The 16,515-nt window shown below is 38.9% G+C and carries 16 protein-coding genes; 14 read left to right on the forward strand and 2 right to left on the reverse strand.

Annotated features, from left to right (window positions below; translation table 11 throughout):
• The 4 genes from obgE (at position 1) to ACMZ42_RS08255 (ending at position 3,708) form a co-directional block, all read left to right on the forward strand.
• Positions 1-1,290: a GTPase ObgE gene (gene obgE / locus ACMZ42_RS08240; RefSeq protein WP_402873035.1), complete on the forward strand. Its 1,290-nt coding sequence runs from the start codon at positions 1-3 to the stop codon at positions 1,288-1,290.
• A gap of 23 nt (positions 1,291-1,313) precedes the next feature.
• The gene (locus ACMZ42_RS08245) at positions 1,314-1,769 is read left to right on the forward strand and encodes an ACT domain-containing protein (RefSeq protein WP_053484814.1); all 456 of its coding nucleotides are present in this window, start codon (positions 1,314-1,316) and stop codon (positions 1,767-1,769) included.
• A gap of 643 nt (positions 1,770-2,412) precedes the next feature.
• On the forward strand, positions 2,413-3,288 hold the full coding sequence (pheA, locus tag ACMZ42_RS08250; RefSeq protein ID WP_370075424.1) for a prephenate dehydratase: 876 nt from the start codon (positions 2,413-2,415) through the stop codon (positions 3,286-3,288).
• Positions 3,289-3,318: 30 nt separating this feature from the next.
• Entirely contained in the window at positions 3,319-3,708 is a 390-nt protein-coding gene (locus tag ACMZ42_RS08255) for a thiol-disulfide oxidoreductase DCC family protein (RefSeq protein ID WP_415731134.1), read from the forward strand.
• A 338-nt stretch (positions 3,709-4,046) separates the two neighbouring features.
• Here the strand turns inward: ACMZ42_RS08255 and ACMZ42_RS08260 are convergent, their stop codons facing one another.
• Entirely contained in the window at positions 4,047-4,580 is a 534-nt protein-coding gene (locus ACMZ42_RS08260; protein WP_415731135.1) for a transcription repressor NadR, read from the reverse strand.
• Between the two features lie 141 nt (positions 4,581-4,721).
• On the opposite strand from ACMZ42_RS08260, the gene ACMZ42_RS08265 reads away from it, so the two are divergent.
• The 8 genes from ACMZ42_RS08265 to ACMZ42_RS08300 all read left to right on the forward strand — a co-directional run bounded on the left by ACMZ42_RS08265 (position 4,722) and on the right by ACMZ42_RS08300 (position 11,861).
• The gene (locus ACMZ42_RS08265) at positions 4,722-5,756 is read left to right on the forward strand and encodes a LysM peptidoglycan-binding domain-containing protein (protein ID WP_415731136.1); all 1,035 of its coding nucleotides are present in this window, start codon (positions 4,722-4,724) and stop codon (positions 5,754-5,756) included.
• A gap of 70 nt (positions 5,757-5,826) precedes the next feature.
• The gene (locus ACMZ42_RS08270; RefSeq protein ID WP_402873027.1) at positions 5,827-6,624 is read left to right on the forward strand and encodes a phosphotransferase; all 798 of its coding nucleotides are present in this window, start codon (positions 5,827-5,829) and stop codon (positions 6,622-6,624) included.
• 114 nt (positions 6,625-6,738) lie between these two features.
• Positions 6,739-7,359, forward strand: coding sequence for a Holliday junction branch migration protein RuvA (ruvA, locus tag ACMZ42_RS08275; RefSeq protein WP_370075419.1), 621 nt, complete (start codon positions 6,739-6,741; stop codon positions 7,357-7,359).
• A gap of 17 nt (positions 7,360-7,376) precedes the next feature.
• On the forward strand, positions 7,377-8,381 hold the full coding sequence (gene ruvB, locus ACMZ42_RS08280; RefSeq protein WP_370075418.1) for a Holliday junction branch migration DNA helicase RuvB: 1,005 nt from the start codon (positions 7,377-7,379) through the stop codon (positions 8,379-8,381).
• Between the two features lie 17 nt (positions 8,382-8,398).
• Positions 8,399-9,442 (forward strand): tRNA preQ1(34) S-adenosylmethionine ribosyltransferase-isomerase QueA, encoded by a 1,044-nt coding sequence (queA, locus tag ACMZ42_RS08285; RefSeq protein WP_370075417.1) that lies wholly within the window; start codon positions 8,399-8,401, stop codon positions 9,440-9,442.
• Between the two features lie 54 nt (positions 9,443-9,496).
• Complete coding sequence (gene tgt / locus ACMZ42_RS08290; protein WP_370075416.1) at positions 9,497-10,642, forward strand: tRNA guanosine(34) transglycosylase Tgt; 1,146 nt, start codon at positions 9,497-9,499, stop codon at positions 10,640-10,642.
• 173 nt (positions 10,643-10,815) lie between these two features.
• On the forward strand, positions 10,816-11,076 hold the full coding sequence (gene yajC / locus ACMZ42_RS08295; protein ID WP_370075823.1) for a preprotein translocase subunit YajC: 261 nt from the start codon (positions 10,816-10,818) through the stop codon (positions 11,074-11,076).
• Positions 11,077-11,225: 149 nt separating this feature from the next.
• A complete protein-coding gene (locus ACMZ42_RS08300; RefSeq protein WP_415731137.1) occupies positions 11,226-11,861 on the forward strand; it encodes a DUF421 domain-containing protein in 636 nt (211 codons plus the stop codon).
• On the opposite strand, the gene ACMZ42_RS08305 is transcribed toward ACMZ42_RS08300, so the two are convergent.
• Positions 11,858-13,375 (reverse strand): oligosaccharide flippase family protein, encoded by a 1,518-nt coding sequence (locus tag ACMZ42_RS08305; RefSeq protein WP_370075414.1) that lies wholly within the window; start codon positions 13,373-13,375, stop codon positions 11,858-11,860. The two genes, ACMZ42_RS08300 and ACMZ42_RS08305, sit on opposite strands and share 4 nt — an antisense overlap.
• A 93-nt stretch (positions 13,376-13,468) precedes the next feature.
• Here ACMZ42_RS08305 and ACMZ42_RS08310 point away from each other — a divergent pair, with 93 nt between their 5' ends.
• Both ACMZ42_RS08310 and secDF read left to right on the forward strand, forming a co-directional pair.
• Positions 13,469-13,777, forward strand: coding sequence for a post-transcriptional regulator (locus tag ACMZ42_RS08310; protein ID WP_370075413.1), 309 nt, complete (start codon positions 13,469-13,471; stop codon positions 13,775-13,777).
• A gap of 348 nt (positions 13,778-14,125) precedes the next feature.
• Complete coding sequence (secDF, locus tag ACMZ42_RS08315; protein ID WP_415731138.1) at positions 14,126-16,393, forward strand: protein translocase subunit SecDF; 2,268 nt, start codon at positions 14,126-14,128, stop codon at positions 16,391-16,393.
• Positions 16,394-16,515 lie beyond the last annotated feature (122 nt).

The raw sequence follows: 16,515 nt of genomic DNA on the forward strand, positions 1-16,515 counted from the left end.
ATGTTTGTCGATCACGTCAAGATTTATGTAAAAGGTGGCGACGGTGGGGATGGAATGGTAGCCTTCCGTCGTGAAAAATTTGTACCGAATGGTGGTCCAGCTGGTGGCGATGGTGGTCACGGCGGGAATGTTGTCTTTCAAGTTGAAGAAGGTCTGCGAACGTTAATGGATTTCCGCTACAAACGCCACTTCAAGGCTGACCGTGGTGAGCATGGTATGAGTAAAGGGATGCATGGTAAACGTGCAGATGATTTAATCGTTAAAGTACCACCGGGCACGGTTGTAATGAACGAAGAAACAGGCGTTGTTATTGCGGATTTAGTCGAGCATGGTCAACAAGCGATTATCGCAAAAGCTGGTCGCGGTGGCCGCGGGAATTCCCGTTTTGCAACACCAGCCAATCCTGCTCCAGAACTTTCTGAAAAAGGTGAGCCAGGACAAGAATTAAATGTTATATTAGAGTTGAAAGTACTAGCAGATGTAGGATTAGTTGGCTTCCCAAGTGTAGGTAAATCAACATTATTATCTGTTGTTTCTGCGGCAAAGCCAAAAATAGGTGCTTATCATTTCACTACAATCGTACCGAACTTAGGAATGGTTGAAACGGATGATCATCGTAGCTTTGCAATGGCAGATTTACCAGGTTTAATCGAAGGTGCGCACGAAGGTGTTGGTCTAGGTCACCAATTCCTCCGTCATATTGAACGTACACGTGTTATCGTACATGTAATTGATATGTCGGGTATGGAAGGGCGCGATCCTTATGAAGATTACTTAACAATTAATGATGAGCTAAAACAATATAATCTTCGTTTAACAGAACGTCCACAAATTATTGTGGCAAATAAAATGGACATGCCAGATGCAGAGGAAAACTTAGAAATTTTCCGTGAAAAAGTGGGCGAAGATGCGAAAATCTTCCCAGTATCAGCGGTTTCTCGCCAAGGTTTAAAGCCGGTATTATTTGAAATTGCCGACTTACTGGAAGTGACTCCTGAATTCCCATTATTCGACGATCTAGATGAAGAATCAGATGCAACGGTACTTTACAAACACCAATCTGAAGCAGATTCAATCGAAATCTCTCGTGATCCTGATGGTACATTCATTCTTGGTGGATATGCGATTGAGCGTATCTTCAAAATGACAGACTTCAGCCGCGAGGACGGTGTACGTCGTTTTGCACGCCAATTACGTGGTATGGGCGTCGATGAAGCATTACGTGAACGTGGTGCACAAAATGGTGATATTGTACGCTTATTGGAATTCGAATTTGAATTTGTCGACTAAGAATAGGTTTTAGGGGGAAGCGTATGAAGAATGTTGCGAATCAGCGATATTATTTAGTTCGTGAAGATGTTTTAACGGATGCTATGCAAAAAACTTTGGAGGCGAAACACTTACTTTCAAGTGGTTCGGTATCTTCCATTTGGGATGCGGTAAAGCAGGTGGATTTATCGCGTAGTGCGTTTTACAAATATCGGGATGCTGTATTTCCTTTTCATTCAATTGTGCAGGAACGCATTTTAACAGTCTTTTTACAGCTTCAGGACCGTAAAGGAACACTTGCAAAGCTTTTAGAAACAGTGACAATTACGCATTGCAATGTACTGACTATCCATCAAACAATACCGATTCAAGGACGTGCGAATGTTACATTATCGTTAGATGTCACTAGTATGACATGTGAACTGGATGATTTAATACAGCAACTTAAACGTTTAGATTTTGTAGAGTCAGCGGAAGTAATTAGTTCTGGTGCATTGTAATGACTGACAGCAAGTTTGAATTTTTGACAGAATGTAAATAAGCTCAAAAGGAGCAGTCCCATGTGATGAAATGATCACTTCATGGGACAGCTCCTTATTCTATAACAAAAAATAAAGACTATCACAAAAAATTCTATAATTTGATTTAAGAGGTGCGGCAATCGCCGGAGCATTTTGGAAAGCTTCACATTATGCCTTTGTCTATCATTTGATGTAGAAATATAAAGTGAATTTAACGGATTGAAAATTCCGAATTTTTCCATTAGTGAAATTTAGGGAGAAGTTGAGGATAACATTTGTTAGAACGTTGTCATGTATATAAGTTGATTGGAGTGGAGACTGCGCGACTCCTTGGGGATCAGCAATAGAGGAACGAAGGCTAAAACCATCACGTCCTGTGATAACGCCTTCGTGACCAACATCCTGCTGCTGACGCTTCGTTAGCACTACGCTTTCGCGCAAAAAACATCTGTTGCCCCAAGCGGCTCATCGGACGCCCCCAGGAAGCTCTGCTCTGTGCGAAAGCGAAGCGACAGCAACAACAAAGCGGGCAGTCGGAACGGAAATCAACCCCACGTTATGGTGATGAGCCATTTTAATATAAAATCAAAAGCTACAAGTTGTAGTGAAGGAGGTAAATGTAATGACAGAGCAACAATGGGAAAAACGAATAGGATATTTAGGACCTGAGGCATCATTTACATACTTAGCAACAAAGGCAACCTTTCCGAATGAGTGGCTTGTCCCTTGTTCTACAATTCCAGAATGTATTGAAGCGGTAGCAAAGGGGAAGGTAGATTTAGCAGTTGTACCACTGGAAAATGCTTTAGAAGGATCTGTATCGTTAACGCTTGATTATTTATTTCATGAGGCGACCTTATATGTTACAGGTGAGCTTCAGTTAAAAATACAGCAGCATTTAATGGTAAATAAAGAGCAGAAGGACAATTGGGAGTCAATCGTAGGAGTTTATTCACATCCACATGCTCTAGCCCAATGTCATAAATATTTATTTTATCGCTTCAGCCATGCTCCGTTACATCAAACAACATCAACAGCAGCAGCGGCAAAATTTGTATCCGAAAATCCAAACGAGTGCATTGCGGCAGTTGGAAATGCAGCGGCGGCAGTTAAATATGGCTTAGAAATCGTTCAACCTGATATTCATGATTTCCATTTTAACCATACACGCTTCTTCGTATTATCAAAGCAAAATAGACGATTGCCGCAAGAATTATCTGATGGACAAGCGAAGACAACTTTCATGATTACATTACCAACGGACCGTTCAGGGGCATTACATCAAGTATTATCAGTATTTGCATGGCGACAATTAAATTTAAGTAAAATCGAATCACGACCATTAAAAACAGGCTTAGGTGATTATTTCTTTATGATTGATGTTTTAGCAGATGAAAAGGAGCCTATGATGCGTGGAGCTATGGAAGAACTAGCTGCACTTGGTTGCAAGGTGAAATCACTTGGTACATACTTTACTTATCGAACATCAGACGAGTAATCAATTTCGTCTTGACGAGGAGGAATCAGTATGGGCGGCATTATATTATTTGACGGAGTGTGCAATTTTTGTGATAGCAGTGTGCAATTTATTATCAAATATGATCAAGCAGCGTATTTTCAATTCGCGTCCATTCAAAGTGAAGCTGGGCAGGCAATACTTTCACAATACGAAGTACCAGAAAATATTGATAGTGTCATATTAATTGAACAGGGAAAGGTATATTTTAAATCCACGGCAGCACTTAAAATCTGTAGGAGATTAGATAGTTTTTGGCCTGTTTGTTATATTTTGATCATGATTCCTCCATCTATACGAAATACAATGTATCGGTTATTTGCAAAAAATAGATATCGTCTTTTTGGACGAAAAGAAGTATGTTTATTGCCAACACCTTCACAACGAAAAAGATTTCTCTAGCTTTGAAGCTATCCAATTAAAGTGGATAGCTCATAGTATTGAAAAACAAAATGGCCAAGAAATTCTTTGTGAATGTTGGAGCTTTAAATGAGGATGATTTCCGTTTCATGCTACTCACTTCCTGTTTCAGCGGACGGAAATCCCCCTCATTTTGCCGCAGAGCCATACTTTAATATCTTAATTTCATTGACATACAAAAGAGCTATCCAAGTGGATAGCTCTTTTGGTTGAAATTACAATAGTAAGTTCAATATGAATATGGAACAAATGAAATAAGCTTCATAAAAATTAAATGATAATTCAAGTTAATCATTTAAATTCAATAAAAACTTGTTCAATTATTGATCTACAACTAAATAGCTCTTTTTTTGTAAAGTAAGTTCAATTAAATCTAAAATGTCAACAGAAGGAGCAGAAATAACATGAAGATGTGTACCACCTGTTAGTTCGGATAAATAACTTGCCTGTGTTTCATTGACGCGTTGAATAAATTTATTTACCTCATGACGGTTAGAAACCATAATGGATGCGGTAATTTCCCCGTAAATTGGGTGTTCAACAATAACATTTTTTACTGTACCACCGCAATCAACTATTGTTATAAGTTCATCTTCTGCATCCTCAGCAGAGTGGAAGCAAGGAATTGTACGTTCAACAGTTTGTTGTAATTGTTCCTGATGCATATAAAGATATCCTTGGCTAGTTGCAATAATAGGTTCATTTCTAGCCTTTAATAATGTCATATCATTGACAATGACTTGTCTAGAAACATTAGCGAATTTAGCTAGGTCCGTCCCTGTTATAGGTGCTGTACTTTTTTTAAGTTGTGCTAGGAGTTGCAGTCGGCGTTCTTCGCCTAACATTTTTTTCATAAGAGATCACCTCTGCTTGTAATAAAGGAAGCAGTTTTCCTTAAAACTAGTGTACCATGAAGCATTTCCAACATGCGTGAAATTTTTGTATCCAAATGAAACATTGAACATATGATACGAAGAGAGGAAGGGAGGAAAAAATTGCGTATTCATATTGTCCAAAAGGGAGACACGTTGTGGAAGATTGCGAAAGAGTACGGAATTTCGTTTGAAGATTTAAAGCGGCTTAATGCCCATCTTGCTAATCCAGATTATATTGTACCGGGCATGGAAATTATCCTACCTGAAAAAATACACAAAGAACCACATAGAGAACATCATCGAGAAACAGATTGGGGAATGCATAGAGAAGGGCATAGAGAGGGGGGACATAGAGAATCCCATAAAGAGGGGCATAAGGAGCACATGCATAAAGAACATATGCACAAGGAGTCACCTACAAGGCACGTTAAAGAAAAAGAGGTTCAAAGACCAACGCCACCACCAATTGTTGTACCACCACCACCAATGCCAGAACCGCAGATGATTCCATTTCCTTATCCAATGCCAATGCCGATGCCTCAGCCAGCGCCTGTTGAGCTTAGCTGGAATCAAAACGTTGTCATGCCAAGTGTAGAACAAACTGTATCTCCAATTCAAATTCAACCACCACCACAGCCTGTAGCCCAACCGATGGCGCCACCACCAGCACCAATGCCACAACCGATTTTTATCATGCCACAAATGCCACAAATGCCAGCAGTACCACATTGTGCAAGCTGCCATCAGCCAGTGCATCATCATATGTATTGGCCGATGCCAATGCCAATGCCGATGCCAATGGAACCGCAAGTTGAGGCTTATACAATGCCAGAGCAACCATCATGTGAAATGGGTTGTGAAAAAGTTGCTGGGGCGGAGGAGTTCTTAGAATCTAGTACATCTCCATTCTTCCCTATGAATCCAGAATATCAGCCAATGCCGGAAATGATGCCGGAAATGGAACAGCCATGTGGTTGTCACGCACAACCAGTCATGATGCCGACTTGGCAAATGGACCCATGTTGTTGTCCGCCACCATGTCCACCACCATGCCCAATGCCGTGTCCTTCACATTGCCATATGCCACATGCTTCGGTAGGACCATGGATGTCACCGCACTTTTCTCCAGGCGGGATGACGCCTTATCGATGGTGAAAAAGCGTATATTATCGAAGAAGTAAAGCCTAATATTTGGAAGTATAAATATCAATCCAAAAATTATTTTGTGAAACGAGCAAAGCAGATAGAAATAGCAGAAAAGGTAAGGGTTATTCATCGCCGACTTGGACATCTGGAGCCCTCGTTGATCTTACCTTTAATGAAAAGTGAAGATGAGTATTTAATCGTGCAAGATTGGCAAGAAGGAAGTCATAGTGCTAATTTTGCACATAAAAAGGATCGGAAGGAATCACTAAAGCTATTAAATACATTACATGATACAAATAAAAAAATTGCTTGGCAGCGGGTGCCAGGTTTGCACACCTATTCACAGCTTTTAAAATGGCAAATGCGCCATATGCGTTTTAAAAGCAGACGGAATGAATTTCGTGCATTTTTAACAAAGGAAGAAATCAATCAAATTTTACATTATAGTGAGAAATCGTTACAGCTAATCGCTCAGGAAGATGTACCTGAAAAAGAAACAACGCTTTTACATGGAGATGTCGTCCATCATAATTTTTTATGGTGCTCAGATGGGGAATTACGTTTAATTGATTTTGATTTGGCTCACCTTGGGGAAGCAGATGATGAATACATTTTATGGTTACATCGTGTATTGCCTGCCGTAGATTATGACCTTGGTAAAATATTTGCTGAGCTACCAGAGTTGAAACGATTAGATAAAAGAAAGCTACATCGTTTAAAATATCCAAATGAGCTATTACGTGAATGGCTTTTTGCAGCGGATTTACCATTAAATCAACAGCTGGTATTTTTAGATTATTTAGTGCCATTTACAAAACGGGCTCTCACATATTGGCCAAAACTGTGGTACGATATTGATAAAATGATAAAGAAATGACCGTCTTTTGGCGGTCATTTTTGTATGTGAACGACTACTTGTGTTATTTCTTATAGTCGAGCATTCGTTCGTAATATGCTATAATCGAAGACGATGATTGTGAGGGATTATAGAATGTATGATTATTTAAAAGGACAAGTAAAGCGTATAACTCCGGAGTATATCGTCCTTGAACAGCAAGGGATTGGCTGGCAGCTTAATACACCAAATCCATTTGCGTTCCGGACATCGGCCCTTGAACAACAAATTTTTGTTCACTTGCATGTACGTGAGGATGCACAAGTGTTATATGGCTTTCCAAGTTTAGACCAACGAGAGCTGTTTCGTAAACTTATTTTAGTATCAGGAATTGGACCGAAGGGTGCACTTGCTATTTTAGCTACTGGGAATCCGCAACAGGTTATCAGTGCCATTGAACGAGAAGATGAATCGTTTTTAGTAAAGTTTCCTGGTGTGGGTAAGAAAACGGCACGTCAAATGATTCTAGATTTAAAAGGTAAACTTGGCGGATTGTTGGAGACAATTGAGCTGCCAAGTACAGAAGATGAGCTACCGTTATTTGGTGTGAATCCATATAAACATGAGCTTGAAGAAGCTATTCTTGCCTTAATGGCACTTGGTTATTCTGAAAAAGAATTGGAAAAAATACGTCCACAGCTCGAAGAAAACGACAAGCTTGAAACAACAGATGCATTTATGAAACAAGCTTTACAATTGCTATTAAAGTTAAAATAGTGAAAGGGGGGAAGTACATGTCTGAACGTATGATTGCTAGTGAGGCAGGTAGCTATGATGAACAGTTTGAATTATCTTTACGGCCACAAAGATTAGCACAATACATTGGTCAACATAAAGTAAAGGAGAATTTACAAATTTTCATTGAAGCGGCAAAGCTTCGTCAGGAAAGTTTAGATCATGTGCTGTTATATGGACCGCCTGGACTTGGTAAAACTACATTAGCTGCTGTTATTGCTAATGAAATGAATGTCAATGTGCGCATGACTAGCGGCCCTGCAATTGAACGTCCTGGAGATTTAGCAGCTATTTTAAGCTCACTGGAACCAGGGGATGTGCTATTTATCGATGAAATACATCGCCTGCCTCGTGCAATAGAAGAGGTGCTTTATCCTGCGATGGAGGATTTTTGTTTAGATATTGTCGTTGGTAAGGGCCCTGAAGCGCGTTCTGTACGACTAGATTTACCGCCATTTACACTCGTTGGTGCCACAACAAGAGCTGGCGCATTATCAGCACCTTTAAGGGATCGCTTTGGCGTGTTATTGAGGTTGGAGTATTATGATAATACGTCACTTGCAGAAATTGTTGTACGTAGTGCGCATTTATTTGATGTTGAGATTGAGCAAGTAGCAGCACTTGAAATGGCGACACGCTCACGTGGTACACCCCGTATTGCTAACCGTTTGCTAAAACGAGTGCGAGATTATGCACAGGTGATCGGAGATGGTATGATAACGGAGGGACTTGCTAAGCAAGCGCTTGAGCTATTACAAGTCGATCCTAGAGGACTTGACCATATTGACCATAAACTTGTGACCAATATGATTGAGCGCTTCCGTGGTGGCCCTGTAGGCTTAGATACGCTGGCAGCATCTATAGGCGAGGAACGCGTAACGATTGAAGATGTATATGAGCCATATTTGATGCAAATTGGCTTTATACAGCGTACGCCACGTGGACGTGTGGCAACACATTCAGCCTACGAACATTTTGGATATGAGTATCCCCAACAAACCTAGAAGAAGGAAGTATTTTCATGCGTGTAGAAGATTTTGATTTTGAATTGCCAGAAGAGCTTATTGCACAAACACCACTTTTGGACCGAACAGCTAGTCGTTTAATGGTAGTGACGCCAGGCTCACAAAATGTAGAGCATCATCATTTTGCTCATATTTTAGATGAGCTACAAGCGGGAGACTGCCTTGTGTTAAATGATACAAGAGTCTTACCAGCGCGTTTAATGGGCGTTAAAGAAGAAACTGGTGCTCATATAGAAGTACTGCTATTAAAGCAAATGGCAGGTACGGATGAATGGGAAACACTTGTTAAACCAGCTAAACGTGTAAAAGTCGGCACAGTTGTAACATTTGGAGATGGCTTACTGACAGCTACTTGTACAGGAGAGCTTGATCATGGTGGGCGTACATTTGAGTTTAAATATAATGGGATTTTTTATGAAATTTTAGAGCAACTTGGTGAGATGCCACTACCTCCATATATTCGTGAAAAATTAGAGGACAAGGATCGTTACCAAACCGTTTATGCAAAAGAGCGTGGCTCAGCTGCAGCACCGACTGCTGGCTTGCATTTTACAGAAGAATTACTTGAGCAAGTAAAAGCAAAAGGGGTCGAAGTTGTATTTATCACTTTACATGTGGGACTTGGAACTTTCCGTCCTGTAAGTGTAGATTCAATTGAAAATCACGAAATGCATTCAGAATTTTATAGTGTAACGGAAGAAACCGCATCTATCATAAATAGAGTGAAGAGTAATGGTGGAAAAGTGATTGCAGTTGGTACAACCTCTACACGTACATTAGAAACTATCGGCTCTAAATATGAAGGCGAAGTGCGAGCAGAACAAGGTTGGACGTCTATTTTCATTTATCCGGGATATGAATTTACTGTTGTAGATGGTTTAATCACAAACTTCCATTTACCAAAGTCTACCCTAGTAATGCTTGTTAGTACGCTTGCAACAAAAGAAACAATTTTAAGTGCATATCATCAAGCTGTAGAAGAAAAATATCGTTTCTTTAGCTTTGGTGATGCTATGTTTATTCGTCCAAAAGGAGAATAAAGATAAAAATCGGAGTACTGTTTTTACTTTAGATAAGAGAGGGATTTTTATAATATGACACAACCAGCAATTCGTTATGAGCTACTTCATACTTGTAAGCAAACAGGAGCACGCCTTGGCATCGTGCATACACCACATGGCTCTTTTGAAACGCCAGCTTTTATGCCTGTTGGTACACAAGCAACTGTTAAAACAATGTCACCTGAGGAATTAAAGGACATGAATGCAGGTATTATTCTGTCAAATACGTATCATTTATGGCTACGACCAGGTAATGATATTGTTAAAGAAGCAGGTGGCTTGCATAAATTTATGAACTGGGATCGCCCGATTCTAACAGATTCAGGTGGTTTCCAAGTATTCTCACTTAGTCAATTCCGTAAAATCGAAGAAGAAGGGGTTCATTTCCGCAATCACTTGAATGGGGACAAATTGTTTTTAAGTCCAGAAAAGGCGATGGAAATTCAAAATGATTTAGGCTCAGATATTATGATGGCTTTTGATGAATGCCCACCTTACCCTGCGACATATGACTATATGCTGCAATCGGTAGACCGTACAACTCGTTGGGCTAAACGTTGTAAAGAGGCACACAAACGTCCAGAAGACCAAGGTCTATTCGGTATCATTCAAGGGGGAGAATATGAGGAGTTACGCCGTCGTTCTGCAGAAGCATTAGTAGAGCTAGATTTCCCTGGTTATGCAATTGGAGGACTATCTGTTGGTGAGCCTAAGGATGTTATGAACCGAGTGTTAGAGTTTACAACACCACTAATGCCAACGAATAAACCACGTTATTTAATGGGTGTCGGTTCACCTGACTCATTAATTGATGGTGCTATTCGTGGTATTGATATGTTTGACTGTGTATTACCAACACGTATTGCCCGTAATGGCACATTAATGACATCTGAAGGTCGTTTAGTTGTTAAAAATGCAAAATATGCACGTGATTTCGGACCAATTGATCCGAACTGTGATTGCTATACATGTAAAAACTATTCACGCGCCTATATCCGCCATCTAATTCGTACGGAAGAAACGTTTGGTATCCGTTTAACGACTTACCATAACTTACACTTCCTATTGAAGCTAATGGAACAAGTACGTGAGGCAATACGCGAGGACCGTCTTGGTGATTTCCGAGAAGAATTTTTCGAGAAATATGGCTTTAATGGACCAAACGCAAAGAACTTCTAATATTTAGTAAAAAAATCATGTAAATTTGTGTGAAATTTGAATATTTCTAGCAAAAAATTGTCTATCTTAGAAAAAATATTAGTAATATAGAAAAAAATTGGGCTTGTCCGTCGCTTTTTTAGGGTGGAATAGTCTATACTAAAAAAGTGAGAATTAGAAAGGGGGCAAGAATGATGGAACAATATTCTGGCTTAATCATGATTTTAATCATGTTCGTTGCAATGTGGTTTATTTTAATCCGCCCTGCCAAAAAGAGACAGCAGGAAACACAAAATATGCAGGGTAATTTGCAACGTGGAGATAAAGTTATTACAATCGGTGGTTTACATGGTGAGATTGACTCAATTGAGGACACAACTATAACATTAAAAATCGCAGACAATGTGCGCGTAAAATTTGATCGTCAGGCAATCGGACGAGTTAACAATGACTAAAATTGATTTTAAAGGCGTTGTCCAACATTAGTGGACAACGCCTTACACCATATAAATAGCTTTGTCAAAATGCAGAATTCATTTTTGACAAGGCTTTTTTTGTATAAAAAGTAACGTACACGGTCACCTTATATTATGGGGGTGACTGTATGGAAGAATATTTAACGATTATTTTTAGAACATGCTTTTTATATGTGTTTATCCTAATAATTTTTCGTTTAATGGGTAAACGTGAGGTCGGCGAATTATCTGTAATAGATTTAGTTGTATCCATTTTAATGGCTGAGGTTGCTGCGTTTGCACTTGATGATTTCGAAAGTCCTTTATTTAGTGTGATTTTACCAATCATCATATTGTTTTTCATACAAATAACAACTGCATATATTTCACTCAAAAGTAAAAAATTCCGTGATCTAGTTGATGGTGATCCAGTATTACTGATAAGAGATGGTGTCATTTTAGAAAGTGAAATGCGCAAGCAACGCTATAATTTAGATGATTTGTGTCAACAATTACGCGAAAACGGAAATGCTTCCGTTACAGATATTGCTTATGCTTATCTAGAGCCCTCGGGCAATCTGTCTGTATACCAAAAAGATGAAAAGGCATTTGTTTACCCACTGATTATCGACGGTGATATTCAGGATAGGCATTTACAGGTCTTGCATAAAGATACTGATTGGTTAATAGCAGAGCTTGCTAAAAATAATATTACGGATAGTAACACAGTATTTTTTTGTGTTTGGGAAGAAGATCGGCTTCATATCCAGCTGAAAGAATCTTAAACTTTCTTGGCCAGCTTACGAAGGTAGCGCAAATCAGTTATGCGCAACTGATTGGTGAATAATAAGAAAGTAAATAGTAAAAACAACGTTACACAGCTACTTAAAATAAAAGGCAGTGGCATTATTTGCATCAGGAAATACTGAGTAACACAAACAGCAATAAAGCAGCTATATGGCACGACAAACATTCTAAAGCCAGCACGTAAATTTTTGCGCTGTCTTACTGTTGCGATATGCAAAAATGAAGTTAATAAAACGCCAAAGCCAATTGCTACAACGGCACCTTTTTCCTGTATCCCAGGCTGAGAAGCAAGTACGAACATGACAAAGAGTTTACCAAGACCACCATAAATGGAGTTCATCATTGCTGCACGAGCCTCACCGATTGCTTGTAATATAGAGTGCAATGGACTTTGTATATAATAAAAATAAAAAATAGGGGCCAATATTTTCACATATCCACGATTTTCTTGTAAGTGAAAGAGCTTCATAGCTAAGTCGTCTCCATGAACGAAAAAGTACGTAGCAGCAACACAGCCCACTAATGATGAAAGTCGCAATGATACAGAAATACGTTCCTGTAGGAGCGGTATGTGCTGACGTGCAACGGCATCACTAACAGCTGGTATAAGAACGATCGAAAGTGCTGCAGACACAAAAGCCGGGAATAATAATAGGGGGACTAGTACACCTGAAATAACCCCATATAAAATTGTTGCAGCGGAGGCTGTCAATCCTGCCATTGTTAAAGCCTTTAAAAAAATGATAGGCTCTAAAAACCAAGTAAAAGATCCAAATAGCTTGCTTCCTGCAGAAGGAAGGGCAATCCGTAACATCGGAGAGGAAGGATAAGCCTCAATTTTGTTTTTTTGTGTCAATAATTTTTTCTTTGAGACAATATAATGCATCCACAAATACAAGAAAGCAACGACTTCAGCTAGAAGCGTAATACCCATAGCAGAGGCTGCTGTAACGGCAGCGTTATCATAGGCAGCCACAAAAGGCAGTGTAAATGTGATGAAGGTAATGCGGATAATTTGCTCAATCATTTGAGCCCAAGCTGTTGGTGTAATTTTCGCAATACCCTGTAAATAAGCGCGCAATAAGCCAGAACCAACTGACACTGGTACAGCAAAGAGTGCAATCCAAAGCGTAATTGTTGTTTGTTCATTATGTAAAAGTGTAGTCGAGATATATGGTATAGTAAGTGCAACAATCGGCATAAAGATGATCATTCCAATAAATGACCAAAGTATAGCCGTACGCATAACACCATAGATGCCTTCGCGTTTGTTCTTTGCTAGTAACTCTGCTACAATTTTTGCCACAGCGATAGGTAGTCCAAGTTGAATGAGTGAGATGAAGAAAATGAATGCCGGATAGACGGTCATATAAATGCCGACTGCCTCTTCACCAGCGATACGCATAAATTGCATTCTATAAAAGAAGCCAAAGAGTTTAGATAAAAAAATCACAAACATTAAAAATAGTGTACCCCGTACAAAAGAACTCATGCCATCCGTCCCTTCTCAAGCCACAAAAATTCATTTACACTATTTGTATGCAGACATGTCTTACGATACAACTTTGATTGGAGATGATTCAAAATGAGTATGCAGTATGAGCAACTATTTGAAAAAATTCGTCCTGCAATTGATAGTAAGATAGAAGAGTTTAAACATTTTCAATATGATGCGATTACAGCAGAAGAACTATGGCGCTTCTGTATAGAAAAAAAATGGCGCAAAAAAAATATTGAACAATTACGTTTACATGAAATTATCTCCACTATTTTTTCAGTATCACCATCTGATATCGTATCATTTAATCAAGTAGAATTTTTACAAAGCAATGAATGGTTTACAGAATTGAATACGGAAGAGTTAAAAATGCTACTTGGTCCGGTTAAAACTTAAGAAGAATGTGTGAAATTTGTCAAATAATAAAAGAATACTAAAAGTGTTGAATTGACACCAAGCGCAACGTGTTTCATAATGAGTGTGTTGCGCTTTTTTTATTTGTATAAGTATATTTATTCAAATACCTCCTAATAATTCTTTTCTAAATCTGGAGGAGTACACCTATTCAAATACAGGGATAAATTTGCGCGTTATGAACGATTGAAATAAGTAGAGCAATCTTTTTGAAGCACAGGCAACATTATTCTAAAGGAAAAGGAGGAATAAACGTTTCAAAAGGACTTGCTATTATACTTGTTTGTAGTGTAAGGAATTGCCTTACACCAATTCGAGGAGGATTTATAAATGAAACTAAAAAGTCGTATAGTTGCATTCGTATTACTAATGGTTATTTTTACAGCAACCATTGGTACGACTGTAGGCGGCGTCTTAAAGGACATTAAGCTAGGCCTTGACTTACAGGGCGGGTTTGAGGTTCTTTATGAGGTGAAAGAATTACACAAGGGAGACAAAATTACACCGGATGTTTTGACGGCAACAGCAACAGCTCTTGGTGAACGTGTAAATGCTATCGGGGTAAGTGAACCGAGCATTCAGGTTGAGGACAAAAACCGCATTCGTGTGCAATTAGCGGGTGTCGGAGACCAAGAATCAGCACGTAAATTATTGTCTACTTCTGCAAATTTAACAATCCGTGATGTCGATGACAATGTATTGCTGGATGGTAATGACTTAAAGCCAGGTGGTTCTAAAGATTCTTTTGACCAGCAAAATCGTCCAATTGTTTCGCTAACATTAAAAGATGCGAAAAAATTTGCTGATGTAACAAGTAAAATTGCCGCTAAACCAGCAGGTCAAAATTTACTCGTTGTTTGGTTAGACTTTGAAGATGGTGTTGATTCATATAAAGCTGAATCACAAAAAGCGAAGCCTCGTTATGCATCTGCTGCAACAGTTAACCAAACATTAAATACAACAGATGTAATGATTAGCGGGAACTTTACAGTTGAAGAAACAAAAAATCTAGCGGGTATTTTAAATGCTGGGGCACTTCCTGTAAAACTTGATGAAATTTATTCTACTTCAGTTGGTGCACAATTTGGTGACCAAGCACTGAAAAGTACAATTTTCGCTGGTATTGTGGGCGTAGTAATTATTTTCTTATTTATGCTATTCTACTATCGTTTACCTGGCTTTATTTCCATCATTACACTTGCCATTTTCACTTTTTTAGTATTAGTTGTATTTGGCTGGATTAATGCAGTGTTAACACTGCCAGGTATTGCAGCTATCGTGCTCGGTATAGGGATGGCAGTTGATGCGAATATTTTAGCAGCGGAGCGTATTCGTGAAGAGCTACGAGTAGGTTATTCGGTTAAACAAGCATTCCAAATTGGCTCGAAGGAGTCTTTATCCGCAATTATAGATGCACAGCTGACTACATTATTAGCTGCTGCTGTATTATTCCAATGGGGGACAAGCTCTGTTAAAGGATTTGCAACAACTTTAATTATTAGTATTTTACTAAGCTTCCTAACTGCTGTTTGGGGTTCTCGTGTACTATTAGGTTTACTTGTCAACAGTGGCTATTTCAGTAATCCAGCTTGGTTTGGTATTGCAAAATCTAAACAGCATAGCTTAGATGAAAATATCGGTACTTTAGATTTATCAACGAAATTTGATCGTTTTGACTTTGTACACAACCGTAAGAAATTCTATACATTCTCATTAGCTATTCTAGTGGCTGGTTTAGTGGTTCTTGGTATTTTCCGCTTAAACCTGGGTATTGATTTCACAAAAGGTACTCGTGTGCAAATTGAAGCGGAACAAACTTTAACTAAAGAAGAAGTAGCTAAATACGTAAAAAGTATTGGCTTCCCATCTGAAGATATCGTTTTGACAGGTGAAAAGAGTAACTCCGCAGTTATTCGTTATAACCATGACCTATCGCAAGCGGAAATTTTAAAATTCAAAAAAGAAGCGGGCAAAAAATATGGTCATGATCCTGGAGTAAGTACAGTATCGCCAACTGTTGGTAAAGAGCTTGCGAAAAATGCTATTAAAGCATTATCAATTGCGGCTATCGGTATCATTATCTATGTAGCAGTTCGTTTCGAATGGCGCATGGGTGTTGGGGCGATTGTCTCGTTACTACATGACGTATTCTTAATTGTTGCTGTATTTAGTTTCATGCGCTTAGAAGTTGATATTACGTTTATTGCAGCTGTACTGACGATTGTCGGTTATTCTATTAATGATACGATCGTTACGTTTGACCGGATGCGTGAAAACTTAGATCGATATGATACGATTAAAGACCGTGAAGTGTTAGCGGATATCGTTAACAAATCTCTACGTCAAACGATGGGTCGATCTGTTAACACAGTGTTAACGGTTATTATCGTTACAGTGTCACTCCTTATTTTAGGAGCACCGTCGATTCAAAACTTCTCAATCGCGTTATTAATTGGTTTAATCACAGGTATGTATTCTTCAATTTGTATTGCTGCACAAATCTGGTATTCACTTAAAGTTCGTGAAATGAAAAAATCAGATGGTCAAATACACAAAAAAGAGAAAAAACAATGGGGTACTGACGAGCCTACTGTTTAACATAAGTCTTTAAAACAGGGAAAGGAAACATTTCTTTCCCTGTTTTTTATAAAGAAAAGAATCTGCTTGCTTTCTTTGGAAAGTAGCAGATTCTTTTTGTTTCATTTAATCAATTATGCCTC

Source organism: Lysinibacillus sp. NPDC056185 (assembly GCF_047737915.1).
Lineage (GTDB): Bacteria > Bacillota > Bacilli > Bacillales_A > Planococcaceae > Lysinibacillus.